Source organism: Rhizobiaceae bacterium, from assembly GCA_023953835.1.
Lineage (GTDB): Bacteria > Pseudomonadota > Alphaproteobacteria > Rhizobiales > Rhizobiaceae > Mesorhizobium_G.
In genome coordinates this window covers 1,616,626-1,641,225 of the sequence record JAMLJB010000001.1, presented here as the reverse complement: position 1 = coordinate 1,641,225, position 24,600 = coordinate 1,616,626, and the positions used below count along the sequence as shown (strand labels likewise).

24 protein-coding genes and 1 pseudogene are annotated in these 24,600 nt (G+C 61.6%); 16 read left to right on the top strand and 9 right to left on the bottom strand.

Annotated features, from left to right (window positions below; all coding sequences use genetic code 11):
* Positions 1 to 2: 2 nt before the first annotated feature.
* From M9924_07630 to M9924_07605, 6 genes and pseudogenes are all read right to left on the bottom strand, one after another.
* Positions 3 to 104: pseudogene (locus M9924_07630) on the bottom strand (Dabb family protein).
* 52 nt (positions 105 to 156) lie between these two features.
* A complete protein-coding gene (locus tag M9924_07625; protein ID MCO5064275.1) occupies positions 157 to 1,680 on the bottom strand; it encodes a cyclase family protein in 1,524 nt (507 codons plus the stop codon).
* Between the two features lie 90 nt (positions 1,681 to 1,770).
* Positions 1,771 to 2,730: a tripartite tricarboxylate transporter substrate binding protein gene (locus M9924_07620; GenBank protein MCO5064274.1), complete on the bottom strand. Its 960-nt coding sequence runs from the start codon at positions 2,728 to 2,730 to the stop codon at positions 1,771 to 1,773.
* 49 nt (positions 2,731 to 2,779) lie between these two features.
* On the bottom strand, positions 2,780 to 4,276 hold the full coding sequence (locus M9924_07615; protein MCO5064273.1) for a tripartite tricarboxylate transporter permease: 1,497 nt from the start codon (positions 4,274 to 4,276) through the stop codon (positions 2,780 to 2,782).
* Positions 4,277 to 4,289: 13 nt separating this feature from the next.
* Positions 4,290 to 4,727, bottom strand: coding sequence for a tripartite tricarboxylate transporter TctB family protein (locus M9924_07610; protein MCO5064272.1), 438 nt, complete (start codon positions 4,725 to 4,727; stop codon positions 4,290 to 4,292).
* Positions 4,728 to 4,749: 22 nt separating this feature from the next.
* A complete protein-coding gene (locus tag M9924_07605) occupies positions 4,750 to 5,967 on the bottom strand; it encodes an aminotransferase class V-fold PLP-dependent enzyme (GenBank protein MCO5064271.1) in 1,218 nt (405 codons plus the stop codon).
* Between the two features lie 142 nt (positions 5,968 to 6,109).
* Between M9924_07605 and M9924_07600 the strand changes: the two genes are divergently transcribed.
* On the top strand, positions 6,110 to 6,781 hold the full coding sequence (locus tag M9924_07600; protein ID MCO5064270.1) for a GntR family transcriptional regulator: 672 nt from the start codon (positions 6,110 to 6,112) through the stop codon (positions 6,779 to 6,781).
* A gap of 88 nt (positions 6,782 to 6,869) precedes the next feature.
* Here the strand turns inward: M9924_07600 and M9924_07595 are convergent, their stop codons facing one another.
* Positions 6,870 to 7,163, bottom strand: coding sequence for a hypothetical protein (locus M9924_07595; protein MCO5064269.1), 294 nt, complete (start codon positions 7,161 to 7,163; stop codon positions 6,870 to 6,872).
* A 226-nt stretch (positions 7,164 to 7,389) separates the two neighbouring features.
* Here M9924_07595 and M9924_07590 point away from each other — a divergent pair, with 226 nt between their 5' ends.
* A complete protein-coding gene (locus tag M9924_07590) occupies positions 7,390 to 8,928 on the top strand; it encodes a winged helix-turn-helix domain-containing protein (protein MCO5064268.1) in 1,539 nt (512 codons plus the stop codon).
* 11 nt (positions 8,929 to 8,939) lie between these two features.
* Here M9924_07590 and M9924_07585 read toward each other — a convergent pair whose 3' ends face one another.
* Both M9924_07585 and M9924_07580 read right to left on the bottom strand, forming a co-directional pair.
* Positions 8,940 to 9,254: a YdeI/OmpD-associated family protein gene (locus tag M9924_07585; protein ID MCO5064267.1), complete on the bottom strand. Its 315-nt coding sequence runs from the start codon at positions 9,252 to 9,254 to the stop codon at positions 8,940 to 8,942.
* Between the two features lie 30 nt (positions 9,255 to 9,284).
* Positions 9,285 to 10,178, bottom strand: a complete 894-nt coding sequence (locus M9924_07580) for an AraC family transcriptional regulator (protein MCO5064266.1) — start codon at positions 10,176 to 10,178, stop codon at positions 9,285 to 9,287.
* Between the two features lie 207 nt (positions 10,179 to 10,385).
* Here M9924_07580 and M9924_07575 point away from each other — a divergent pair, with 207 nt between their 5' ends.
* The 14 genes from M9924_07575 (at position 10,386) to M9924_07510 (ending at position 24,592) form a co-directional block, all read left to right on the top strand.
* Positions 10,386 to 11,345 carry an SDR family NAD(P)-dependent oxidoreductase gene (locus tag M9924_07575; GenBank protein ID MCO5064265.1) on the top strand — a complete coding sequence of 320 codons (960 nt, stop codon included), beginning with the start codon at positions 10,386 to 10,388 and terminating at the stop codon, positions 11,343 to 11,345.
* Positions 11,346 to 11,380: 35 nt separating this feature from the next.
* Positions 11,381 to 12,439 carry an NAD(P)-dependent alcohol dehydrogenase gene (locus tag M9924_07570; protein ID MCO5064264.1) on the top strand — a complete coding sequence of 353 codons (1,059 nt, stop codon included), beginning with the start codon at positions 11,381 to 11,383 and terminating at the stop codon, positions 12,437 to 12,439.
* Positions 12,440 to 12,518: 79 nt separating this feature from the next.
* Positions 12,519 to 14,144, top strand: a complete 1,626-nt coding sequence (locus tag M9924_07565; protein ID MCO5064263.1) for an AMP-binding protein — start codon at positions 12,519 to 12,521, stop codon at positions 14,142 to 14,144.
* Complete coding sequence (locus M9924_07560; protein ID MCO5064262.1) at positions 14,141 to 14,638, top strand: acyl dehydratase; 498 nt, start codon at positions 14,141 to 14,143, stop codon at positions 14,636 to 14,638. Before M9924_07565 ends, M9924_07560 begins: the two co-directional genes overlap by 4 nt.
* Positions 14,639 to 14,674: 36 nt before the next feature.
* Entirely contained in the window at positions 14,675 to 15,871 is a 1,197-nt protein-coding gene (locus M9924_07555) for an ABC transporter substrate-binding protein (protein ID MCO5064261.1), read from the top strand.
* Positions 15,872 to 15,904: 33 nt separating this feature from the next.
* Positions 15,905 to 16,771: a branched-chain amino acid ABC transporter permease gene (locus M9924_07550; GenBank protein ID MCO5064260.1), complete on the top strand. Its 867-nt coding sequence runs from the start codon at positions 15,905 to 15,907 to the stop codon at positions 16,769 to 16,771.
* Complete coding sequence (locus M9924_07545; GenBank protein MCO5064259.1) at positions 16,771 to 17,742, top strand: branched-chain amino acid ABC transporter permease; 972 nt, start codon at positions 16,771 to 16,773, stop codon at positions 17,740 to 17,742. Before M9924_07550 ends, M9924_07545 begins: the two co-directional genes overlap by 1 nt.
* The gene (locus tag M9924_07540; GenBank protein MCO5064258.1) at positions 17,739 to 18,521 is read left to right on the top strand and encodes an ABC transporter ATP-binding protein; all 783 of its coding nucleotides are present in this window, start codon (positions 17,739 to 17,741) and stop codon (positions 18,519 to 18,521) included. Before M9924_07545 ends, M9924_07540 begins: the two co-directional genes overlap by 4 nt.
* Positions 18,514 to 19,230, top strand: coding sequence for an ABC transporter ATP-binding protein (locus M9924_07535; GenBank protein MCO5064257.1), 717 nt, complete (start codon positions 18,514 to 18,516; stop codon positions 19,228 to 19,230). Before M9924_07540 ends, M9924_07535 begins: the two co-directional genes overlap by 8 nt.
* Positions 19,220 to 20,818, top strand: a complete 1,599-nt coding sequence (locus tag M9924_07530) for an acyl--CoA ligase (GenBank protein ID MCO5064256.1) — start codon at positions 19,220 to 19,222, stop codon at positions 20,816 to 20,818. Before M9924_07535 ends, M9924_07530 begins: the two co-directional genes overlap by 11 nt.
* Entirely contained in the window at positions 20,815 to 21,219 is a 405-nt protein-coding gene (locus tag M9924_07525) for a zinc ribbon domain-containing protein (protein ID MCO5064255.1), read from the top strand. Before M9924_07530 ends, M9924_07525 begins: the two co-directional genes overlap by 4 nt.
* Positions 21,216 to 22,439, top strand: coding sequence for a thiolase family protein (locus M9924_07520; GenBank protein ID MCO5064254.1), 1,224 nt, complete (start codon positions 21,216 to 21,218; stop codon positions 22,437 to 22,439). Before M9924_07525 ends, M9924_07520 begins: the two co-directional genes overlap by 4 nt.
* Before the next feature lie 2 nt (positions 22,440 to 22,441).
* Complete coding sequence (locus M9924_07515) at positions 22,442 to 23,404, top strand: alpha/beta fold hydrolase (GenBank protein MCO5064253.1); 963 nt, start codon at positions 22,442 to 22,444, stop codon at positions 23,402 to 23,404.
* Between the two features lie 21 nt (positions 23,405 to 23,425).
* The gene (locus M9924_07510; protein MCO5064252.1) at positions 23,426 to 24,592 is read left to right on the top strand and encodes a mandelate racemase; all 1,167 of its coding nucleotides are present in this window, start codon (positions 23,426 to 23,428) and stop codon (positions 24,590 to 24,592) included.
* Positions 24,593 to 24,600 lie beyond the last annotated feature (8 nt).

Genomic DNA, 24,600 nt, shown 5'->3' with positions numbered 1-24,600 from the left:
CGTCATAGAGGAATGTAATCAATCTCCTGAAAGTAGCCAACTTCGAGGCGCCAACGCTCACGCACAAATTTTTCGTGTGCCGGATGGCGATTGTACTCATCGTAGGCAGTCTGTCCTTGAAAACGCTCTCCCGATGTTTCTGTAATTCTGCTGCATCTACAGCCAGGAGTCATCCTTCCAGTCTTCGATCAGGAAGACGTGCGCGGGAGAATGAACCAGCCCCCGAACGCGCAGCGGGAGTGCGGCGGCAAGGAAGCGATCTTTTCGCAGCAGCCACAGACGCCTTGCCCCGGCAACGAACAGCATGTTGTGCTCGTGCAATGCGCTTTCGACTTCGCGGCGACGGTCAAGCGACGTGGCTGCCGAAATATCAGAGATGATGCCGCGGGCACCCATCGCGGCCAATCTGGCTATCGCCTCGGTGGTCAGTTTCGGGCTCTCGGCAAGTACGGACGTGCCGTCCCGGCTGCCTTGATGCCAGTCGGCATGTCCCGTCCTTAGCACCACCCAGTCGCCGGCTCGGACATTGTCCAGCCGGCCCTCCAGGGCGGCCGCATCGATGAAGTCTCCCGCACCAACATCGCTGAGATCGACCAGGGAACCCGGTCCGACGAGGCGCTCTGCCGGAATGTCCGCGATATCGCCATAGAGTGGGGATGCGCCCTGGGCATCTGCCGAATAGGGGTTGACCATATGGGTGCCGGCGCGTGTCGAGAGCCTCATATATTGCGGCCCCACGAGGTCAGCGAGGCCCTGCATGCCGATGTCGAAGAAGACATATTCGGCGCGATTGAAGCTCGACCATTCGCTCGACTCGGCATGCCGGCGCGAGCCGAGCGGCCTGGCTGGCTGCGCGCGCGCCGGATAGCGGCCCATGATGTGGGTGAGGTCGAGCACCTTCACGTCCTTGGTGCCCCAGCCCTCGATGGCGACGATACGCGCCGGACCGCCCGTCAGATGGCGTCCCTTGATCGGCGCGCCAATGACCAGCACCACGCGCTCCTGGCTTATCTGGTCGAGATGAGCAATGTCCTCGACGATCAGGACATCATTGGTGTGCAATTGCTTGTGGGATGGCAGTTCCCATTTGTATTCTGGATCTTCGGGCTGGCGAAAATCCAAGGCGCAGACCTTGGCTTCCTGATCGGTCAGCCAGCGCGCACCTTCGGCCGTCAGGCCGTGGCGCTGCTTGTAGGCATTCATCGGACTGCTCTTGCCGAGCCCGGGATCCTCCCAGCCACGGTTGAAACCGGAGCGCAGGATCACGCTGTCGCCCTTCCTTATGTGCTTTCCGTTTCTGATCAGGTCGCCGGGACCGAGCGGACGCTCCAGATCGGTTATGTCGAAGACCGCCGCATCATTTACCAGGACCGACGCAGGTATGTCGCCCACGTCGCGCGCATAGCGGTCACCAGCACCTTCGTAGAACCATTTGACTGGATAGTAGGTTTCGACATGCGTCCCACAAGGGTCAACCGTGGTCAGCAGGTATTGAAAGCGATCGCTTATTGGCTCGCTCCCGATGTGCGCGTCCTCGATGTTCAGTACGAACATGATGTCTTCGCGATGGCGTGACTCGCTGAACGGCTCACGATGCGGAGGACGAACATCCGGCGGCAGGATTGATCCAAGCGGTACGGTTGGCTCGATGACCTGGCTCGCGTCAATGGTGCGGCGCATTCTTGTTCCTTTCTCGATGGCGGCTGTGGCGCGCGCCTTATGCATGGTGGAGAAGCCGGCCCCGGGCCAAGCGGCCGGGGCCGGATATGATCAGCCCTTGATACCTGCCGATGCGATCACGTCGCGCCAGCGTGCGATGTCGGCCTTGAAGTATTCGGCGAACTCAGACGGCGACATCGGCGTGGCAATCTTGCCTGTCTTGGCCAGATTGGCGATGACCTCGGGATCGGCAAGCACCTCGTTCAGCGCCTTGTTGAGCTTGTCGATGATTGGCTCCGGCGTTCCCTTTGGCGCCATGACCCCTTGCCAGGCGCTGCCCTGAAAGCTCGGCAGGAGCTGGTTGAGAGGCTGGACGTCGGGAAGCGACGCGAGCGGCTTGCTGGCGGTTACCCCCAGCGCCACGATCTGGCCACTCTCGATGAATTGCAGGGCCGGACCCGGATCGCTGAAGAGCACCGAAATCTCTCCGGCCAGCAAGGCTGTCAGAGCCGGGCCGCCGCCCTTGTAGGGAACGTGCCGCATGTCGACGCCCGTCACCTTTTTGAACTGTTCGGCGAAGAGCTGATGGGTCGAGCCCGTACCGGCCGAGCCATAGGTTATGTCGCCCGGCTTCGACTTGGCCAGATCGACGAGTTCCTGCACTGTCCTCACGCCAAGGCTGTTGCTCGCCAGCATGAGCAGCGGTGTGTCGGCAATGAGACCCACCGGCGCGAAATCGCCCTCGGTGTCATAGGGCAGCTTGTCGAGAAGGCTCGCATTGGTCGACATGGCGCTCGACGCCATCAGGAGCGTGTACCCGTCGGGCGCGGCCTTGGAGCCTGCCGTCGTGCCAATGACGGTCGCCGATCCCTCACGATACTCGATTACAAAAGGCTGCCCGAGTTTCGCCTCCAGCCCCTTTGTGATGATCTGGGCGAGAGCGCTGGCGCCGCCTCCGGGCGCATAGGGAACTATGAACGTAACCGGGTGGTCCGGGTAGTTCTCCTGCGCCCGCGCGCCGACCGTGGCCAGCAGGGCGAAGCAGAATGCAAATGCCTTGAGCAATTTCATGGTCAACCTCCCATTGTTTCCAGAGTTGCTGATGCTTTGGACGCCGGCATCATTCGACGAAGACCGTTTCGCGCTGACGGCGAACCAACGGAAAAAGGATCAGTGCGAGCACCACCGCCGCAAGCAGCAGCAGCGTGGCGCTGATCGGGCGCGTGATGAAGACCGACAGATCACCCTTCGAGACGATCATGGCGCGCCGGAAATATTCTTCCAGAAGCGGTCCCAGAACTGTGCCGAGCAGCAGCGGCGCTGGTTCGCAGTCGCACTTGATCATCACGTAGCCCAGCAGGCCGAAGCCGGAGAGGGTCAGGATGTCAAAGAAATTCAGATCGGTTGCGAACACACCGACGCAACAGAAGACAAGGATCGCGGGATAGAAAATCCCATAGGGGATCGAGAGCAGGCGCACCCACAATCCGATCAGCGGAAGGTTAAGCGCCAGCAGCATGACATTGCCGAGCCACATGGACACGACAAGGCCCCAGAACAGGTTCGGCTGGCTGGAAATGATGGCCGGGCCGGGATTGATGCCCTGGATGAGCATGGCGCCGATCATCAGCGCCATGACCGGTGTCGGCGGAATGCCAAGGGTCAACATTGGAATGAAAGACGTCTGGGCCGCGGCGTTGTTCGCTGTCTCTGGAGCCGCAACGCCTTCAACGGCGCCCTTGCCGAATTTTTCGGGCGAGCGGGACACTTTCTTTTCGATGGCGTAGGCGGAAAAGGACGAGATCGTCGCGCCTGCTCCGGGCAACACGCCGAGGAAGGAACCGAGCGCGGTGCCGCGCAGGACCGGAGCGATACATTTGCGTACGGTTGCGCCGTCCGGCCACAGGCTGCCTATCTTGCTGATGGCGCGAGGCGTCTCTGGGGCCTCCAGGTTTCGCAGGATTTCCGAGATGCCGAACAGGCCGACCGACAGGGCGACGAAGTCGAGGCCATCGGCAACATCGTAATAGCCGAAGGTGAAGCGCTGCATTCCCGAATAGATGTCGGTGCCAACAAGCCCGCACAGCAGGCCAAGCAATACCATTGCAAGGGCCTTCAGAACCGAGCCGTGGGCGAGCGCGATGGACGCGACGAGGCCGAACACGATCAGTGAAAAATAGTCCGCGGATTGAAACTTCAAAGCGATGCCCGTCAGCGGAATCGCAAACAGCGCGACGCAAAGCGTTCCTACGGTGCCTCCGACGAAGGAACCGATGGCTGCGATCGCCAGCGCCGGTCCGGCCTTCCCCTGCTTCGCCATCTCATGGCCGTCCAGAGCGGTCACGGCGGATGAGCTTTCACCCGGAAGGCTCATAAGGATTGCAGTCGTCGACCCGCCATACTGGGCACCGTAATAAATGCCCGCGAGCATGATCAGTGCCGTTTCCGGAGGGACGCCAAAGGTGAAGGGAAGCAACATCGCGATGGTTGCGACCGGACCAATGCCCGGCAGCACACCAACCAGGGTGCCGAGCAGCACGCCGAGGAAACAGTAGAGAATATTCTGCAGCGTGAACGCCACGCTCAGCCCGAGTTGCAGATGGCCGATAAGATCCAAGACGGCCCCTCCCTCAAACGGGCCAAAGAGGAATGGGCAGCCTCAGCCCGTAGTGAAACAGGGCCACCGAAAAGACCGTCAGACCGAAGGTGATCGCCAGCGCCGTGGCAATCGACTGCCGTTGCCCCGCGAGCAGCGAAAGGGCGACCGTCAGGGCGACCGAGACTGCCAGACCGAGGGACAGTGCCGTCAGACCGAACAGGATCGGGGCAGCAAGGATGATAAGTACCGGGCGCCACGGCACATGACCGATCCGCGCCAATGGGTCCTTCGCACCGCGCAAGAAGATAGCAATGCCGAACAGGCAAAGGACAATGGAGAGGCAGACAGGAAAGAAGCCCGGACCCATGTCTTCCGGCGTGCCCAAGGGCAGAGTCATAAGCGCCGTAGTCCCGAAGAACAGGCTGGCGGCAATGAATATGCCACCGCTCAAGAGGTCTTTCCGGTTCATCGTCTGCTCCTCCCCTACCCGGCTATCCACGCCTCCGAAGATACTGAAGCGCCGCGGCGACACCTCCTTCGTTGACGCGCACATTGCAGTCTGCAAGCCCCATTTCGATGCCGCCAAGGGTCCCGACGAGCATGAGATCGTTCAGGTCGCCAAGGTGCCCGATGCGGAAAACACGGTCTTTCAACCGCGACAGGCCATTGCCGAGCGACATGTCGTAGCGCTCGAGAATAGCTGCGCGCAGCCGGTCGGCTCCGGCACCATTCGGCATCATCACCGCGGTCAGTGAGTTCGACCGCTCCGCCGGATTGCGGCACAAGATTTCCAGTCCCCATGCCTCGACCGCCCGCCGCGTCGCCTCGGCGTGGCGGGCATGACGGGCGAAGACCTGTGGGAGGGTTTCCTCGTCCAGCATGTCGATCGCCGCGCGCAGGCCGAAGAGAAGGTTTGTCGCCGGCGTATATGGGGCCATTCCGCTATCGCAGGCCTCGATCATCGGTTCCCAATCAAAATAAGAGCGCGTGAGCGCGGCCGTCCGGCCGAACTCACGCGCCTTCGGACCGACGGCGTTGAAAGCCAGTCCGGGAGGAAGCATCAGGCCTTTCTGCGAGCCGCCGATCGTCACGTCGACACCCCACTCGTCATGACGATAGTCGATCGATCCGAGTGAACTGATGGTATCGACCATGAGCAGCGCAGGATGGCCGATTTCGTCCATCACCGCACGAATCGACGCAATGTCGCTGACAGATCCCGTGGACGTTTCGTTGTGGACGACGCAGACCGCCTTGATGGCATGTCCCGCGTCCCCCCGCAGACGTTCCGCGATGCCTTCCACCGAGGCGCCGCTTCGCCAATCGCCGGCGGCGAGTTCCGGCTCAAGGCCGAGCCTGCTGGCAAGGGCCATCCACAACATGGCAAAATGCCCGGTTTCGGCCATGAGCACCTTGTCGCCCGGTGACAGCGTGTTGACCAACGCGGCTTCCCAGGCCCCGGTGCCGGACGCGGGAAAGATGATGACCGGCGACTGCGTCTGGAAGACGCGGCGGATATCCCGCAGCAGATCACGAAAGAGTTGTGCGAATTCCGGACCGCGATGATCGATCGTCGGACGGGCCATCGCCGCCAGTACCCTGGGAGGTGTGTTTGTTGGTCCCGGAATTTGCAGAAAATGCCTGCCTGGACGTCGCCATGCGGCGTTCGACGCGGTGTATTCCTCCGTTTTGAATTTAAGACCTGGCATGCAATTCCTCCCGATCAGGGGAACAAAGCACGCAGCTCCGGTTGCAGCAAGTGAATTTTGCATTCAAAATGCAAAAAATCGGAATTGACTGGAATCTTATGATTTCGCAAATGTCATATAGTAGCGCGCAAAAGGAGAACGGATGACGTCGGCAGATGTTATCGTCAGGGCCTCACTGCATAACGAGGTTGTCAGTCGTATGCGGCAGGCGATTGTGGAGGGGGTCTATCCGCCCGGAGAGCGCCTGAACGAGCGCGTGCTTTGCGAGCGCTACAGCATCTCACGCACGCCATTGCGTGAGGCGTTCAAAGTGCTTGCGCTGGAGGGACTGGTCACGATCAGCCAGAATCGCGGCGCCGTCGTAACACCGCTGACACTGGAGGAGTTCGCCTCCGTCATCGAGGTGATGAGCCATCTGGAAGTGCTGGTCGGCCGCAGCGCGGCGTCGCGCATGAGTGACGAGGCGATCGAAGAGGTGCGCGCGCTGCATCATGAAATGTGCATCTGCCATATCAAGCGCGATCTCAGCGGCTACTTCCGCTTCAATCAGCAAATTCACGCCATGATCGTCGAAGGAACGGGCAATCCGGTCATTGTGTCGACCTATGCCACGTTGAATCGCAGGGTGACGCGTTTCCGCTACATGGCAAACCTGTCCGATGAGCGCTGGAAAGCCGCCATCGAGGAGCATGAAGTTTTCATGCGCGCATTAATCGAGCGTGACGGCGAAATGCTCGGCGCGCTCCTGCGCGATCACCTTCTCAACAAGGCCGCCGCCATCAGGCTTCAGTGGACAGAGCGGACGCGCGCATAGTCGTCGTGAAATTTGTCCGCCCGCCAGGCATGAAACGACGGAACCGATTTCCTGATTTCGCCTCTTCACGCCATGACGACCGTGTTGCTCATCGCTTTGAGACGGTCAAAGCAGGCGATGGAAGCCGGCAGTTCGAAGCCTTCGCTGCTTCCGAAATTTCGCATTCCGGCACCAGCACGAATATCCAGAGACCGTCACGCATTACCCCGGTAAGCGGCCTGTAAGCGATTGTGTCCCTCTCTGCGTCGCCCGTGACGGGGCCGATATTGCGGGCTGGACCGACGAATGCGAGAGGACGTTCGCCGTCAGCTTTCACTCGGTAGGCAAACGTCTCGTCCTCGGCGTCTACAGCTCGATCCCCGATATATGCAGGACCGACCATTGAGAGTTCCGCTGGGGTTGCGCTGTAAAGTCCACCCCCAAAAACGAGCGCGCTGGTTGCCAGTATCGGTTTCAGCATTTGATCCACTCCCCAGATGCTTTGCTCAACAGCGGCCAGATCGACTTTCGGCGGGTGCGTGATTGCGAGGATCGGCGATTTCCCGGCACCAATCCTGAAGCGGCTCCGAATTGATCGTAAAATTTTCAGGAAGGGCGTATGATGGCCCATGGCGTTCCAGCGCTACATATTTGGTCCGTTTGTGCTTGACGCCGGAAGCGGCGTCCTACTTGAGCACGGTCGTCCGGTTGCGATTGGAACCAAGCCCTTTGCACTGCTGAAGGCCTTGGTTGTGGCGAACGGTCAGGTGGTACCGAAGGTCGCCTTGATGGACGCCGGTTGGCCGAACACCAATGTCGAAGAAAGCAATCTGACGGTCCAGATCGCCTTCCTTCGAAAGCGGTTGGGGATCGCGCTTGATGGGGACGAATGGATCGCGACGTTTCCGCGTATAGGTTATCGGTTTGCAGGCCCACTGAGCATCGAACACCTCGATGTTCCATTTACCGATCCCGGCCGAGCGCTCGAAGATGCGCCCACCCTCGCCGTCTTGCCCTTCGCCTATATGGGCCTCGATCCAGAGCAGGCGCATTTCGCCGACGGCTTGGTAGACGACCTGATCACCGATCTTTCCAAGATTGCCGGTCTCCGCGTGATCGCAAGTCACTCGTCCTTCGCTCTCAAGGCGAGATCCGCAGATGAGAAATCAATCGCCCGGGACCTTGGCGCTCGCTATGTCGTTAGCGGGAGCGTGCGCCGTTCCGCGAGACAAATTCGAATCAGCGTCCATCTCACCGAGACGAAGATGTTCAGAAGCCTTTGGGCTGAACGCTTTGATGGCGATCTTGCCGATGTCTTTCATCTTCAGGATCAGGTTGTTCGCAGCGTCGTCAAGGAACTGGCGAAGGTCCTGCCGCTTGGTTCTTTGTCAGGTGATGCGCTGCTCACCCGACGCCGAACGGCGAACATCGACGCTTATGATTTCCTTGTTCGCGGACGCGTTTTGGTCATGCAATCGCCGGCTGGAAACGATCTCGCCCGCACTCTCCTTCTCAAGGCTTCCGAGCTCGATCCGAATCTGGCCGAGGCCCATGCATGGCTCGCCATTTCGCACTATGGCGCGGCGATCCACTACGGGGAAGACTTCAAGGCGAACCAGACCCTTGGTCTGGACTACGTGCAGAAGGCTATGGCACTGGATACGCATGACGCTATGGCTCAAAGCGTCCTTGGCTTCGCCCGGCTTTGCGAAGGTCAACTCGAACAGGCGGAATCCTCATTCCAGACGGCGCTCCGCATTAACCCGAACCATGCCGACACCATGGTGAACATGGCAAACTTGAGGGTTCTGGAGGGCCGCCCTCACGATGCAGTGCAAATGGCAGAAAAAGCCCTGCGCCTGAACCCTTATCCGCCGGGCTGGTATTATTGGGACATCGGGTTCGCTTACTATGCTGCCGGTCGCTATACCCAGGCGGTCAGGGTTCTCCGCAAGGAGGAAATAGGCCGGCTGCCGGCAAAACGCATCCTTGCTGCGAGCTTGGCTCAGCTTGGCCAACTGGCCGAAGCTCAGGAAGAAGCGCGCCGGTTCCTTGAGATCAATCCGCGATTTCTCGCTTCTCGCTGGGCAGCTACGCAGCCTTTTCGGCGCGATGAGGACCGGGAGCATTTCATCGACGGTTACATCAAGGCGGGCCTGCCGCTCTAGAGCGTTTCGCTCTAACCGCGATTCCTTGTCTTTTTGTCGATCAGCACGGCCTGCTGCCAGCGGCTCGGCGCCTTGTCGGTCCGGTGGATGCAACCCGCCCAGCAACAAGGTCGCTTCTTTCCCTCCAGCAGTTCCTCGCAGGTGCGCTCGATGCGACGCTGACGAGTCGCCGGCTGCTTTGCGTCGTCGACCCAGCAGATGAACTCATTGCGGCCAAGTGGCGTGAGGTTTTCCCACAGAGCCAAATGCTTCGGATCCGATCGCACGGCGGCCTGCAGGTCCTCGCCTGCCTCATGGACCGTGCCGTGCAGAAACGCCTTCGTCACCCTACCTCCAAACGCACTTGCCTGACTTGTCTATTCACTCAAGACGGCGCGGCCTTGCCCACGCAGGCGGACGGCATCGCGCGTCGGCGGCGCGCCAAACATTCGCGCATATTCGCGGCTGAACTGCGACGCGCTCTCATAGCCGACAGTATAAGCGGTCCGTGCGCTGTCCGCATTGACCACCATCAGCCGTCGCGCTTCCTGCAACCGGAGCATCTTCTGGTATTGCAGGGGGCTCATCGCCGTGGCAGCCTTGAAATGGCGGTGGAAAGACGCCGGGCTCATGCCCGCGATTTCTGCCAATGCCTCGACGCGAAGCGGTTCGTCGAAATGCGTGCGGATCCAGGTAATCGCCTGCCGGACCTGCGACAGCCTGCTGTCATCCCGGGCGATCTGGCGCAGCACACCACCCTGCGGGCCTCTCAGCAAACGATACAGGATCTCCCGTTCAAGCATCGGCGCGAGCACGGAAATATCCTCCGGCGTCTCCAGCAAGGTCAGAAGCCGAAACCAGGGATCGAGCAGTTGCGGCGTCACGGGACTGACGCCGAAGCCTGCGGTCTGTCCCTCGGGCCGCGCCGGAACATCCGGAAGGAGAGCAGCGATGGTCTCCCTGTTCAACGCAAGACTGACGCAGACATAGGGACTTTGTTCCGTCGCCTCGATCACCTGTCCAGATGCCGGCAAGTCGAGCGTGGCGATGAAATAGGAGGCGGGATCGTAGCGCAGCAGGCGATCCCCGATCATCACCTGCTTCGCGCCCTGAAGCACAAGGCAGAACATCGGCTGATAGAGAGTCGAGGTCGGGCATGTGACCGATCTCGCGACAAACAGCGACACGCCGGGATAGACCTCGGCCCTTCCGGCGATGCCGGCGTGCCTCTCGACCAGACTGCACATCGTGCTGAGGAGATCATGTTGCATTGCGCTATATTGGGCGCTCCTGCCGTCCCGGACAAGCGGCTCACAGCCGCCAGTCGAGAAATTTGATAGAATTAGGCAAGACATCGACGCGATCGGGCGCTGCCCGAGCGCGACGAAACCCCAGATAGGGGTGACCGGCGCAACATGCGCTGTGACCGGCCGCCAACCGCGCCGGCCTTGCACAACAGACAATTCAAGAGGTCAGCAATGACAAATTCATTCGGTGCCGAATCGACCACGGACGACGTGCTTCAAGGTGTCGATCTTTCAGGGAAACGTATCCTCGTGACAGGCGTGTCCGCCGGGCTTGGCGTGGAGACGGCAAGGGCATTGGTGGCGCACGGGGCCGATGTGGTGGGCGCAGCGCGCGATCTGGAGAAAGCGCGAAACGCGACCCGTGTGGTGCGCGAGGCGGCAGCTTCCGGCGGCGGTAGCCTCGAACTGGTCGAGCTGGACCTTGCTTCCCTTTCCAGCGTGCGCGCCTGCGCGGACGCGCTCATGGCCCATGGCCGGCCCTTCGACGTCATCATCGCCAATGCCGGCGTCATGGCCACGCCCAAAGGCACGACGGCGGACGGTTTCGAGACCCAGTTCGGCACCAACCATCTCGGCCACTTCGTCCTCATCAACCGGATCGCATCCCTGCTGAACGACGGCGGGCGCGTGGTGAACCTGTCGTCGGCGGGCCACCGCTACGCCAATGTCGACCTGGACGATCCGGGTTTCGAGCACACGCCTTACGCGCCATTCGTCGCCTATGGACGTTCAAAGACCGCCAACGTCCTGTTCGCCGTGGAGTTCGACCGGCGGCACAAGGACCGGGGCGTGCGAGCCACCGCGGTGCATCCGGGCGGCATCCTCACCGAGCTGGCGCGGCACATGACCAAGGAAGAACTCGACGCCCAGATCAGGGCGACTGTCACCCAGCCGACGGACGGCGAGCCGCCAATGAAGCTCAAGACAGTCCCCCAGGGCGCCGCCACATCGGTATGGGCCGCCGTGGTCGCACCTGCGGCGGAGGTGGGCGGGCGCTACTGCCTCGACTGCCATGTCGCCGAGATCGACGACAAGACGGCGCGCGGCGGTGTGAAATCCTATGCGCTCGATCCCGACAACGCGAAGGCGCTGTGGGCGAAGAGCGAAGAAATGGTCGGCGAGCGGTTCTGACCGCCGCCGGTCTCAAACCACAAAAAGGAAATCCCATGAAGACCAGCGGCTATGCGGCGACTGACGCCACCCAACCTCTCGTGCGATATGAGTTCAACCGGCGAGACCTGCGCGCCAATGATGTATCGATCGAAATCCTCTATTGCGGCGTCTGCCACTCCGACCTGCACATGACCCGCAACGACTGGGGCGGCGCGATCTACCCTTGCGTTCCCGGCCATGAGATCGTCGGCAAGGTCATCGGCGTCGGCAGCGAGGTTGCGCGCTACAAGGCCGGCGACATGGTGGCCGTGGGCTGCATGGTCGACAGTTGCGGCAAGTGCGACCAGTGCCTTAGGCATGAGGAGCAGATGTGCCGGCAAGGCGTGACGCTCACCTACAACGGACACGACCGGATCACGGGCGACGTCACCTTTGGCGGCTATTCGAAGCACATCGTGGTACGCGAGGAGTTCGTGCTGTCGATCCCCTACAAGCTCGATGTGTCCCGCGCCGCGCCCCTGCTGTGCGCAGGCATCACCACCTATTCGCCGCTGCGCACGTGGAATGTCGGGCCGGGCAGCCGGGTCGGCGTCATCGGGCTCGGCGGCCTCGGCCATATGGCGGTCAAGCTGGCGGTCGGGCTCGGCGCGGATGTGACCGTCATAAGCCGCACCGACGCCAAGACCGCCGACGCGCTGGCGCTCGGCGCCGACCGCGTGCTGGTGTCCGGTGACGCGGCAGCGATGGCCGCAGCGGAAAACGCATTCGATCTCATCATCGACACCATTCCGGTGCGTCACGACATTTCGCCCTATCTGCCGTTGCTCGACATCGACTCCACACTGGTGATCGTCGGACAGCTCGGCCTCGTGGACGAGCACAGCACGATGCCGCTGCTGACAGGACGGCGGCGCATCTCCGGCTCACCCATCGGCGGGATTGCCGAGACGCAGGAAATGCTCGACTTCTGCGCCCGCATGAACATCCTGCCGGACTGCGAGACGATCGCCATACAGGACATCAACACGGCGTTCGAACGGATGGAGCGCGCGGATGTGCGCTACCGGTTCGTCATCGACATGGCATCGCTGGAAGCGGCTTCGACGGGCTGAACGCATTTTATCGAGGCAGGAGAGTTGACACCGGCAAACTCGTTACGTACACGTGTACGTAACGACAAGGTTTTGTGTTTTGCCGCACCATTCGCATCCAGTCTGGTACGATCCGACGCCTCCGGCCCGGGAAGCCTGTGTCGCGCGATATCTGCTCGACAGGTCATCCGGGGAAAACCCGAACGCACCGGCTCTCGTCTTCGAGGGCATGCCCGTCTGGAGCTGGGAGCACCTTGCCGGATTGGTGCGCAGGCGCGCGCGGGGCCTTGAAGCGCTCGGAATAGGCAAAGGCGACGTTGTCGCGGTCTGGCTGCCGAACGGCCCGGACCTGCTCATCACCTGGATGGCCGCAAACTATATCGGAGCGATCTTCGCGCCGATAAATGTGAGCTATCGCGGGGACATATTGCAGCACACGCTCAACATATCGCGCGCCGCGATGCTGTTCGCGCACGCCCGGCTTGCGGAACGGATCGCGGGCCTCGACCTGCCGCATCTGCGCACATTGGTCTGCGACGGAGATTTCGTCTCAGACGCGCCGGGAACGACGACCATTGCCCCATCCGCCCTTGACAATTTCGGAGAGCGTCCCGAACGGGACGTTTCCGTCGAGGCCATCGATCCCGCTGCGATCATCTTCACCTCGGGCACGTCCGGGCCGTCAAAGGGCGTGCTGTGCAGCTACCTGCAGCTCTATGTCGGAAGCACTGCAAGCTTCGGCTATGTACAGGCTGAAGACCGATGCTTCTGTTACATGCCGTTGTTTCACATCGCCGCGATAGCATCGGCTTATATCGTGCTGGTGCGCGGCGCATCGCTGGCCGTTGTCGAGCGATTCCAGACGGACCGTTTCTGGCAGCAGGTGGAGGAACTGGGCTGCACAGCTTTGTGCGGGCTGTTCAACAGCGTCATTCCATTCCTCGCCAAGCAGGACCCCGCCCGGCGCCCCCCGAGGCGCGCGCTTGGGCAGACTTTCGTGGCGCCGGTCTCCGATGACCTGCGGGCGCTCGCCACCGAGCGCGGCTTCGATTTCTTCACAGCTTTCAATATGTCCGAATGCCCGATGCCGCTGGTATCCGAGATGAACCCCAACGGCGGCGGCGGCTATTGCGGCAGGCCTCGGACCGGCGTTCAGTGCCGGATCGTGGATACTGAAGGAAATGCGGTCGCGCCCAACACGACCGGAGAACTGCTCGTAAAGGTCGCCCTGGAGGGCGAACTGAGCCTCGGATACATCAACGATCCCGACGCGACGGCACGCTCGCGAACGGGCGGATGGTTCAGGACCGGCGACGCCTTCTATGTCGACGAGGCGGGCAGCTATCATTTCGTGGACCGGATGAAGGACACCATCCGCAGGCGCGGAGAAAACATCTCCTCCTTCGAGGTGGAGCATGTGGTCCGCAGCCACCCGCTGGTGCGGGACGCGGCGGCCTATGCCATCGCCGACCCGCTCTCGGGCGAGGAGGTGATGGTCGCTATCCAGCGCAACGGCGGCGACCTAGACCCTGCCGAGCTTCACGAGTTCTGCCGCGAGCGCATGGCGCATTTCATGCTGCCGCGCTTCGTCCGCTTTGTCGCAGAGCTTCCGAAAACCGAAACCGGCAAGGTCCTGAAGCGCGCGCTGCGCAGCGAGGGCATCACCGAGGACACCTGGGACCGGGAACGCGCCGGCATCAGGGTGAAGATGGAGAAGCTCGCATGAATGAGCCGCTTGCGCCGCGCCAACGGGATTGGGGAAAGCACTCGCTCTATTATGAAGACCTCGAAATTCCGATGCGGCTGCTCAGCACGGGCCGCACGGTGACCGAGGCGGATGCGACCATGTTCTGCATGATCTCCGGCGACTGGAACCCGCTGCACTGCGACGACGAATTCGCGAAGACAACCATGTTCGGAAAGCGGGTCGTTGCCGGCGTGTTCGGATTTGCGCTCGTGGCGGGAATGTTCACACGGTGGGGCATTTTCGAGGAAAGCGGATTGGCGATGCTCGCAATCGAGGACTGGACATTCAAAGGCCCGATCTTCGTCGGCGATACCATCAGGGTTGAGATGGTCATCGAGTCCAAGCGGCTGACGAGCAAGGGCGACAAGGGCGTCATCCAGCGCGCCTTTTCGCTCATCAACCAGCGCGACGAAGTGATTCAGACCGGCAAATCGCCAATGCTGATCGCGCGATCACCACACGCACACACCTGATCATTTTCTTGGCAATCGCCAACTAGGGAGGAAGACATGAAAGGCATGGAAGCACGACAAAGGCATGGCTGCGGGAGCGCCCTGCGCGCATTGGCGGTTGCCACGGCGCTCGCAATGGGCTCCGCGATCGGCGCGCAGGCGCAGGAAGCGCCGGGCATCACCGCCGACGCAATCGATCTTGGAGGCGTGTTCGCGCTCAGCGGGCCGGTTTACCTCGTCACCGAGGACTATCAGAAAGCCATCCAGGCCTATTTCAACAAGATCAACGAGGAAGGCGGCATCAACGGCCGCAAGATCGAATGGCAGGTGGAGGACGACGCCTACCAGCCTGCGCGGACACTTGCGGGTGCGAAAAAGCTCGTCGAACGCGATGATGTTTTCATGATCTTCGGCCAGATGGGCACCTCGACCACGCAGGCGGTGGCCCCCTATGCCGAGGAAAAGCAGGTGCCGTTCATGACGGTCAACGCCTCGCCCCAGCCGCCGTTCAAATACACGTTCGGGCTCATGGCCGAATATCCCGATGTCATGTATCGCGTCGCGCGCTACCTGATCGACGAGTTGAAGATCAAGAAAATCGGCTATCTCTACCAGAACGACGATCTCGGAAAACTGGGCAGGGAAGGCATCCAGCGGGCGCTTGACGAAAGCTCGATGAAGCTGATCGAGGATGTCGGGTTCGAGCGCGGCGCGAAGGATTTCAGCACGCAGGTGCTTCGCCTGAGGGATTCCGGCGCGGAAGCGGTCATCGCAATGACCATCGCGCCGCAGACCGCCACCGCCATCAAGCAGGCCGACGGCATCGGCTTCTCTCCGACCTGGGCGACATTCAGCGTCGGCGGGACGAGGATCATGAAGGAACTCGTCGGCGACAAGCTCGAGGGTCTCGTCTACGGAACCGAAATCGATTCAACCACCACGGACACGCCGGCCGCCAAGGAACTCCTCGGAATCCTTGATAAATACTACCCGAAGGTGAAGTTCGACTGGGGTTCGGCCATCGGCTATGCCCATGCGAAAGTGGTGGTCGAAGCGTTGAAGGCGGCCGGCCAGAACCCGACGCGCGACTCTATGATGCAGGCCATACAAAGGCCGGAGGGCTTCGACGTTGGTTTGATGGATAAGGTCAATTTCGACGGCAAGCATTCGGGCGCGTCGGCCATCAGGATCTATCGATGGGAAGGCGGAGAGGCGAAGCCGGTTACCGACTGGATTCCGACTGAGAAAAAGTAAACCCTCCGACTGATTATCCGGAAAGGTTGCGCCATGTGGCAGTACCTCGTCACCGGCCTGGCTATCGGTAGCCTCTACTCGATGCTCGGCCTCGGTCTCGTCCTGACGTTCAGGAGCACGAACGTCCTGAATTTCGCGCAGGGCGAGATGGCGATGCTCATGGCGTTCGTGACGTTCTATATGATGGTGGGCGCCGAGGCAGGGATCGCGGCGTCCGTCATCGTCACCCTCGTCGCGGGGGCGGCGCTCGGCGCCATCCTCTACAATTGTTTCATCTATCCGAACCGCGAGCGCGACCATGAAGGGCTGGCTCTCATCTCGCTCGGCCTGAAACTGGCGATGGTCGGCCTTGCCGCCTATTATCTGGGCGTCGGAGACCGGGTGTTCCCCGACCTTTTCAGTACGCAAAGCTATGACTTTGCCGGGCTGATCGTCGCGCCCAACCAGTTCTGGTCGATTGCCATCGGCGTGATCGTCATGGCGCTGATCACACTGTTCCTGCGCTACACCAATTTCGGTCTGGCCATGCGCGCAGCAGCCGAGAACGTACGCGTGGCCGAACTGCTCGGCGTGAATCCGAGGCTTGTCGGCACGGTCGCCTGGATCGCGGCGGCGTGGCTCGGCGGAATCACGGGCGTGCTGACGGCGGGCGCCTTCTTTCTCAGCCCTTACATGATGGGGCACGCGGTCCTTAAAGGTTTTGCGGCGCTCGTGGTGGGCGGAATGACCAGCGTTCCGGGCGTGATGATCGCGGGCCTGCTCATCGGCGTCATCGAGGCGGTCGCGGCGTATTTCCTTGACCCCGTCTTTCAGGAATCGGTGTCGCTCGTTCTGATCATCTTGATCCTCATCCTCAGGCCGCAGGGCTTGCTCGGCACCCGCGAGACCTGGAGAGCATGATGACCGATCGCCGTCTTCTCCTCCCGGTTCTGTCCGTCGCGGCGGTCCTTGCCGTCGCTCTGGGCGCCAGCCTCGGGTTGATCAACACCTACTATGTCTATCTCGCCAATCTCACGCTGATAAACGCCATCGCCGCCGTCGGCCTTGTCGTTCTGTCGGGCGCGGCGGGCCTGCTGTCGCTCGCGACCGCCGGTCTCGTGGCAATCGGCGCCTATTCCACGGTCATATTGGTCAATCAGGGATTGAATTTCGCGGTGGCCGCAGCGCTCGCGCCCTTCATAACCATGGCCATCGGTTCGCTGATGGCAGCGCCTGCCATGCGCCTCACCGGGCTGCATCTGGCCATCGTCACGCTGGCGTTCGGAGCGGTTGTCATCCAGCTCATTGGAAATGGCGGCGACCTTACCGGCGGCATGACGGGGCTGACGCTCGACAATCCAACCATATTCGGCTGGGTCGTCGATACGGAAGCCCGCAAGTTCATCGTCATCGGCGTGGTGTTCCTGCTGAGCGCGCTGGCGACCTCCCGGCTGCTGCGGCTCAAACACGGGCGCGCGCTCTTCGCGTTGAAGGAGCGGGAGCTTATGGCGCGGTCGCTCGGGGTCAACGTTCCCCTCTACAAGCTGCTGGCCTTCGCCTATTCCTCGTTTCTCGCGGGTATTGCGGGCGCGTTGTTCGTGATGATGAAAAGCTTTATCGCCCCCGACGATTTTTCGCTCGACCTTTCGATCTACTATTTCGTGATGATCGTCGTGGGCGGCATAACCTCCACTCTTGGCGGCGTCATCGGGGCGGCATTCATCACCCTGCTTCCCGAGGTGCTGGGCACGCTCAAGGAAGCCGCGCAGTCCGTCTTTGGAATTATGCTGGTTCTGGTCATTGTCTTCATGCCGGGCGGGCTTGTCGGCGCCTTCCGGACTGTGCGCCAGCGTTTCGAGAATGCGGCCCGCCGCACGAGGGGGGCGCAATGACAAAGGCAATCATATCGATACGCGATCTCGGCGTGCGCTTCGGCGGCGTCGAGGCTCTGAAGAAGGTGTCGGTCGATGTGCCGGAAGGCAGCATCTACGGGATCATCGGCCCCAACGGCGCGGGCAAGACCACGCTTTTCAACTGCATCTCTGGCTTCATCCGGCCCACGCCCCAAAGCCGGGTTGAGATGTTCGGCGAGGACATCACCTGGCGTGACGTCGCGGCGCGCTCGCGGCTCGGCATCAGCCGCACCTTCCAGAATATATCGCTGGTGCGCACCGAGACCGCCAGATGGAACATCGTCGCCGGCCTGCACTCGACGCTCGAATACGGCTTGCTTCGCGCGGTGCTGGGCCTGCCTTCCGTCGCCCGGGCCGAACGGCGCGCCGAAGAGAAGGTCGAGGAGGTGGCCGCCATTCTGGGTCTCTCGAATGAGGTTCTCAATACCAGGGTCGAATACCTGCCCATCGGCCTGCAGAAGCTGGTCGAGCTTGCGCGCGCGCTGGCGCGCCAACCCCGGCTGCTGCTGCTGGACGAACCCGCGAGCGGGCTGAACAATGCGGAAACCGGCGAGCTTCTGGAGAGCCTCAAGGTCGTCGGGAAGATTCCGGGCGTGACGATCATCCTTGTCGATCATGACATGGAGCTTGTGATGCCGCTTTGCGACCGCATCTGCGTCCTGAATTTCGGCGAGAAGATCGCCGAGGGAACGCCGAAGGAAGTCACGACGGTCCCGGCGGTGCTGGAAAGCTATCTGGGGCCTCAATACGATGCTTGACGTCAAGAATCTCCGCGTCAGCTACGACCGCATGCTCGCGGTCGAGGACGTTTCGCTCAAGGTGGGCAAGGGGCAACTGGTCGCGGTGGTGGGAGCCAACGGCGCCGGCAAGTCCACGACCTTGCGCGCCATCTCCGGGATCGTGAAGGCCGAAGGCGGCACCATCCGCCTGAACGACACCACGCTCAACGCCCGTTCCGCCTATCAGATCGCCCGGCTCGGCGTGGCGCATGTTCCGGAAGGCCGGGGCCTGTTCTCCAAGCTCACGGTCGACGAGAACCTCAGGCTCGGCTCGATAAACAGGTCCGACCGCGCTGCTATTTCACGGGACAGGGAGAAGGTCCTCGCTTACTTCCCCGCACTGACCAGCAGGATAAACCAGCCCGCCGGGGTGCTCTCGGGCGGCGAGCAGCAGCAGCTTTCAATCGCGCGGGCATTGCTCAGCGCGCCGCAGGTCCTGCTCGTGGACGAGTTGTCGCTCGGCCTTTCGCCTCAGCTCGTGTCGATGCTCATGGGCGTACTGGTCGACCTCGCCGCTTCGGGCCTGGCCGTGCTCTGCGTCGAGCAGAACACCCGCATGGCGCTGTCGCACGCCGCCTATGGCTATGTCATCGAAAATGGCCGCATTTCGCGCGAAGGCCCCGGGAAGGATCTGCTGAACGACCAATCCCTCGTGCAGGCCTATCTGGGATCGCATCATGTCGACTGAGACCGGACCGCTCTCCACCTATCCACGGCGCGAGACGTTGGGAGCCGCGCTGGCGGCTGCCGTCGACCGGTGGGGCGATACCACGGGCTGGGTGTTCGAGGACCAGCGCATCTCATTCGCCGAAATGAATGCGGCGGCTGACGCCGTGGCGGGCGCGCTTCTTGCCTCCGGGGTCGGACAAGGGGACGTGGTTGCGCTGTGGACCGGCAACATCCCCGAATTCGCCCATGCGATGTATGGCTGCGCCCGGATCGGCGCAATCGCTGCACCAGTGAACATCAGGTCGCGCAGCTTCGAACTGTCAAACCTTCTGGCCGACAGCGGTGCGAAGGCGTTGATCTTCGCCGAGCCGCTGGGAGATGGCCGGCTGGACGCCATCCTGAACACCTCGCTGTCGGAACATGATTTCCCCGGCATTTCGCTGATCGTCGAGATCGGGACAAACGCCGGCGCACACATTCTCTGGAAAGACTTCTTGCGGCGGGCAGATCAAATATCGGCGCATCGGCTCGCAGACGCGACCTCGAAAGTCGGGAGCGAAGACCCGGTGCTGCTGCAATACACGTCCGGCACGACGGCTTCGCCGAAGGGCGCGCTTCTCAACCACGTTTACGTGCTGAATTTCGGCACCGAGCTTTGCAGCAGGCTGGGGGTGGGCGAAGGCGAGTCCTTCCTGAACACGCAACCCTTCTACCATGTCGGCGGCTCGTGCGGCGCGTTGCCGGTTCCGCTGACGCTCGGATGCATCATCGTCAGTCCGGGCCACTACGAACCGCTCCGCATTCTCGAGCTGATCGAGCGGGAGCGCTGCGTGTCGCGCTCGGGCTATGGCGCGATGTATGTCACCGAGCTGAACCATCCGCGTTTCGGTGATTTCGACATCAGCAGCCTCAGGAGCGGGTGGTGCGTGGGCACCCCTGCCCTCCTCAACGAAGTCCGCGACCGCATGGGCATCGATGGCCTCGTGCAGATCTACGGTTCCACCGAGGCCGGCGGCACCGGAGGCTCCATCGACGAGCCCTGGGAGAAGCGGTCGACCACCTGCGGCAAACCCGTGACCGGCGTCGAGCTTCGCATCATCGATCCGGATACCGGCGCCGAGCTTCCGGCCAATCAGGTCGGCGAGATCGTTCTCGGGGGCTGGTGGCGCATGAACGAATATCTCGGAAGGCCAATGGAGACCCGCAAGGTTGTCGATCCGAAAGGTCGTATCAGGACAGGCGACCTCGGCTTCCTGGACGAGGACGGTTACCTGCATTTCTCCGGGCGCATCAAGGAAATGCTCAAGGTCGGCGGCGAAAACGTATCTCCGCTGGAGGTGGAGAGCGTGCTGCTCACCCATCCCGACGTGGCGCAGGCGGCGGTCATCGGCATGCCCGACCCGAGACTCAACGAGGTGGTTCTCGCCGCGGTCAAGCTGAGGGCGGGCGGCACGGTGCGCGAACAGGAACTGATCGAGTTCTGCCGCAAGCGCATGGCCGGCTTTCGCGTGCCGAGGGAGGTACGGTTCGTCAGTTCATTTCCCGTCACGGACAGCGGAAAGATCCAGAAGCGGCTCCTTGCCGAGCAGTTAGGGAGCGACGAATGACCGGACACGTCATCCATCCGAATACAAGCCTCGACACCGCGCCCTATTGGGAAGGCTGCCGGCAGGGACGTTTGCTCTTCCAGCGCTGCTCATCCTGTCAAAGCGCGGTTTTTCATCCGCGCGCGCTGTGCCCCTATTGCCTCGCGGACGCGCTGGAATGGGAGGAATCCAAAGGCGGCGGCGAGGTCTATTCCTTCACCGTCCAGCACATCCCGGTGTTTGCGGACCAGAAGGACTGGAAGCCGATCGTGCTCGGCATCATCCATGTCGACGAGGGCTATCACATGTTTTCCGAGATCGACGCGAACGGGGCCGAGCCGTCGATCGGCCAGCGCGTGCAGGTCTATTTCGACCGGGTCGACGCGGACCTCGTCCTTCCGAAGTTCAGGGTGGCAGCATGAGTTCCGCGCGCGAACTGAGCAACAAGGCGGCGATCGTCGGATTTGGCGACAGCTATTGCCGGCGCGGCGAGACGAAAACGGCGATGCGGCTCGCGATGGAAGCGACCGCCCGTTCGCTCGACGATTGCGGCCTCCGGAAGGACGAGATCGACGGCTTGCTGACCGGCCGCGCGCCGATGTCGGACCTCAGGGAACAATGGAACAATTATTTCGCGTCATACGCCAAGATCACGCCGACCTATTCGTCCGAGATCACGATCCATGCGGCAGGCATGAACTCGATGCTCAAGCACGCGGCGCTTGCCGTGACGTCGGGGGTGGCAAAATATGTGTTGTGCGTGGGAGCCGACGCGGCTGCGGGCTTGACCGACACGCGCTCGGGTATCGCCGCGCTGGACGCCGATCCTGAGTTCGAACAGCCCTACAATACCGTGATCCCGTCCATCTACGCGCAGATCGCGCGCAGGTTGATGCATGAATACGGGATCACCGAGGAACACCTGTCCGCCGTGGCGGTGCAGTGCCAGGAATGGGCGACGCACAATCCTTACTCGGCCAAGGGCTACAAGGGCCGCATCACCCTGGACGATGTGATGCGGTCGCCGATGATCGCATCGCCGTTGCGCCTGTGGCATTGCGCGAGCTGGGGCCCACCCGGAACGGCGGGCGCCTGCATCGTCACCACGGCGGAGCGCGCGCGCGACATGGTCGACGCACCAATCTACCTGCAAGGGTTCGGGGAATGCGAGACGCATGAATATCTGACCGACCGCATGGCGCTTCGGACAAGCTGGCTGGACCTCGGCGCCTTGCCCAACATCACCTCGACCGGGTGCCGCATCGCCGGGCGCATCGCATATGAAATGGCAGGGCTGAGTCCGTCAGACATTGATGTGTTCCAGACCGCGTCGCAGTTCGCTCATGTCGAGATCATGTCGCTGGCGGAGCTTGGCCTCGGTTCCATGCAGGACGTTGCCGAGATGATCGCCGCCGGGGAAACAGGCCCTGGCGGACGCTTTCCCACTAACACCAATGGCGGCTGGCTCTCCTTCGGACAGCCCGGCGTTTCCTGCGTGATGGACAGCATCATGGAAATGATTCGCCAGCTTCGTGGGCAGGCGCTCGGCCTTCAGGTCGAGAAGCCCCGGCGCGGACTGGTGCATGCGCTTGGCGGCATGATGTCGTGCCACAGCGTGGCGATCATGTCGTTGGATCGATAGCAATGAACAGGCTGAACGATGCATCGCTGGAGCTTGCGGACATGGGCAGCTTCCATGTCGGCGGACGCGTCGTGCACGTTTCGGGCCGTGAGACGATGCAGGCGAGACTTTCCGCCGACTCGACCGTCGAGCATGACCCGAACGGCGAGTTCTGGATCGAACAGTCCTACGTCCAGTATTTCATTCCGAAACGGCAAAGCGTTCCCGTGCCGGTCCTGCTCGTTCATGGTGGCGGACTGACCGGCGCATGCTGGGAAACCACGCCCGACGGGAGGCCCGGCTGGCTGCACCTGCTGTTGCGGGAGGGCTTCCCCGTCTATGTGACCGACATCGTCGAACGTGGCCGATCGGGGTTCAGCGTCATCGACGGAGAATGGCCGCAACAGCCCTTCATACGCGGCGCGCAGGATGTGTGGACAAGCTTCCGGTTCGGAACGTTCAACGATTTCGACGAGCGCAGGCCATTTGAAAAGCTGAGATTTCCGATCGGCGCGTTCGACCAGCTCATGAAGCAGATCGTGCCCCGCTGGACGTGCAACACGAACAGCCAGGTGGCCGCGCTTCGCCTGATACTGGACCGCATCGGCCCGGCAATTCTGATCGGTCACAGCCAGGGCGGCGGCCTCGTCACGGAACTTGCCGAGCAGGCGCCCGATCTCGCCGCAGCAACCGTCCTGCTCGAACCGCATGGCGGCCCCGATCCTTCCGACAGGACAATCGAAAAGGCAGGGCCGCGTTGCCTTGTGGTAGGCGACTATATCGACAGATCACCGCTGTGGATGGAGATAACCCCGATATTTCGACATAGATTCGATACCTACAGAAAGAAGAGCGAGAGATCGATTCTCATAGATCTTCCTGCGTCCGGCGTATTTGGAAATTCCCATATGATGATGATGGAAGAAAACAACGATTATATAGTTTCTCAGATCACGACGTGGTTGAGAAATACTCTTGGTACGTGATCTTAGAAGAGGGAAAAATCTGTGAAAATTACGGATTTGAGGGAGCTGTCGGTGCCTCTTGTCGGCAACGTGGCCAACTCGCTTGTGAACTTTTCGGAGCACACCGTTTCGATGGTCGCAATCGTCACGGATGTCGTGCGCAACGGCAAGCCGGTTGTCGGCTTCGGCTTCAATTCCATTGGCCGCTTTGCGCAAGGCGGCATTATGCGGGAACGGCTGTTTCCGCGTCTGGACCGGGCCGGTTCGGATATGCTGCTGGCCAAAACGGGCGACCAGTTCGATCTGAACAAGGTCTATTCGGTGCTTGTCGCGAACGAGAAACCCGGCGGTCATGGCGACAGGGCAACCGCAATCGGCGGACTGGAACTGGCCTTCTGGGACCTGAATGCGAAGCTGAACGACGAACCGGCCTGGCGGACGATTTCGCGGCATTTCGACAGGACGCCTGAATGCGCAGGCGCGCCGGTCTATGCCGCCGGTGGCTATTATACGTCGAACGGGAGCGTCGAGGCGCTGGCCGACGAAATCAGGTCATACCGGGATGCCGGTTTCGAGAAATTCAAGATCAAGATCGGCGGCGCCCCCCTGCTGCTGGATTTGAAGCGGATCGAAGCTGCGATAGAGGTCGCCGGAAGCGGGAGCAACCTGTCTGTCGATGCGAATGGAAGGTTCGACAAGACGACCGCCATCGAATATGCGCGCGCATTGGATGCCTACGGCCTGAGATGGTATGAGGAGGCGGGCGATCCGCTCGACTTCGAACTCAACCAGCATGTCGCGTCCAACTATCAGGGCGCGATTGCAACCGGCGAGAACCTGTTTTCGAGCCAGGATGTCCGCAACCTCATCATCTATGGCGGAATGCGGCCCGGCAAGGACATATTCCAGATGGACCCCGGCCTCAGCTACGGGCTGACCGAGTTCAACAATCTTATCGGCCTGATGGAGGCGAATGGTTTCAGCCGCGCCTATTCCTATCCGCATGGCGGCCACCTCATCAATCTGCACGCGGTGGTGGGGCTGGAGCTTGGAGGATGCGAGGCATATCCGGCGGTGTTCCAGCCATTCGGGGGATATCCGGCGGGCTGTATTCGCGACGGCAGGGTCCATCCGACCGACGCACCCGGCTTCGGCCTTGAACAGAAGGCCGAACTCAGGCCGGTTCTGGAAAAAATTCTCGAAGCCTGACGAAGAGG

What these genes read in the sequence shown, in the direction of transcription:
- M9924_07525 (MCO5064255.1), top strand. Translation starts at nt 20,815, where the DNA reads ATGACCGGACACGTCATCCATCCGAATACAAGCCTCGACACCGCGCCC.
- M9924_07575 (MCO5064265.1), top strand. Translation starts at nt 10,386, where the DNA reads ATGACAAATTCATTCGGTGCCGAATCGACCACGGACGACGTGCTTCAA.
- M9924_07535 (MCO5064257.1), top strand. Translation starts at nt 18,514, where the DNA reads ATGCTTGACGTCAAGAATCTCCGCGTCAGCTACGACCGCATGCTCGCG.
- M9924_07610 (MCO5064272.1), bottom strand. Translation starts at nt 4,727, where the DNA reads ATGAACCGGAAAGACCTCTTGAGCGGTGGCATATTCATTGCCGCCAGC.
- M9924_07620 (MCO5064274.1), bottom strand. Translation starts at nt 2,730, where the DNA reads ATGAAATTGCTCAAGGCATTTGCATTCTGCTTCGCCCTGCTGGCCACG.
- M9924_07540 (MCO5064258.1), top strand. Translation starts at nt 17,739, where the DNA reads ATGACAAAGGCAATCATATCGATACGCGATCTCGGCGTGCGCTTCGGC.
- M9924_07605 (MCO5064271.1), bottom strand. Translation starts at nt 5,967, where the DNA reads ATGCCAGGTCTTAAATTCAAAACGGAGGAATACACCGCGTCGAACGCC.
- M9924_07600 (MCO5064270.1), top strand. Translation starts at nt 6,110, where the DNA reads ATGACGTCGGCAGATGTTATCGTCAGGGCCTCACTGCATAACGAGGTT.
- M9924_07570 (MCO5064264.1), top strand. Translation starts at nt 11,381, where the DNA reads ATGAAGACCAGCGGCTATGCGGCGACTGACGCCACCCAACCTCTCGTG.
- M9924_07625 (MCO5064275.1), bottom strand. Translation starts at nt 1,680, where the DNA reads ATGCGCCGCACCATTGACGCGAGCCAGGTCATCGAGCCAACCGTACCG.
- M9924_07530 (MCO5064256.1), top strand. Translation starts at nt 19,220, where the DNA reads ATGTCGACTGAGACCGGACCGCTCTCCACCTATCCACGGCGCGAGACG.
- M9924_07520 (MCO5064254.1), top strand. Translation starts at nt 21,216, where the DNA reads ATGAGTTCCGCGCGCGAACTGAGCAACAAGGCGGCGATCGTCGGATTT.
- M9924_07590 (MCO5064268.1), top strand. Translation starts at nt 7,390, where the DNA reads ATGGCGTTCCAGCGCTACATATTTGGTCCGTTTGTGCTTGACGCCGGA.
- M9924_07550 (MCO5064260.1), top strand. Translation starts at nt 15,905, where the DNA reads ATGTGGCAGTACCTCGTCACCGGCCTGGCTATCGGTAGCCTCTACTCG.
- M9924_07595 (MCO5064269.1), bottom strand. Translation starts at nt 7,163, where the DNA reads ATGGTCGGTCCTGCATATATCGGGGATCGAGCTGTAGACGCCGAGGAC.
- M9924_07580 (MCO5064266.1), bottom strand. Translation starts at nt 10,178, where the DNA reads ATGCAACATGATCTCCTCAGCACGATGTGCAGTCTGGTCGAGAGGCAC.
- M9924_07555 (MCO5064261.1), top strand. Translation starts at nt 14,675, where the DNA reads ATGAAAGGCATGGAAGCACGACAAAGGCATGGCTGCGGGAGCGCCCTG.
- M9924_07515 (MCO5064253.1), top strand. Translation starts at nt 22,442, where the DNA reads ATGAACAGGCTGAACGATGCATCGCTGGAGCTTGCGGACATGGGCAGC.
- M9924_07545 (MCO5064259.1), top strand. Translation starts at nt 16,771, where the DNA reads ATGACCGATCGCCGTCTTCTCCTCCCGGTTCTGTCCGTCGCGGCGGTC.
- M9924_07560 (MCO5064262.1), top strand. Translation starts at nt 14,141, where the DNA reads ATGAATGAGCCGCTTGCGCCGCGCCAACGGGATTGGGGAAAGCACTCG.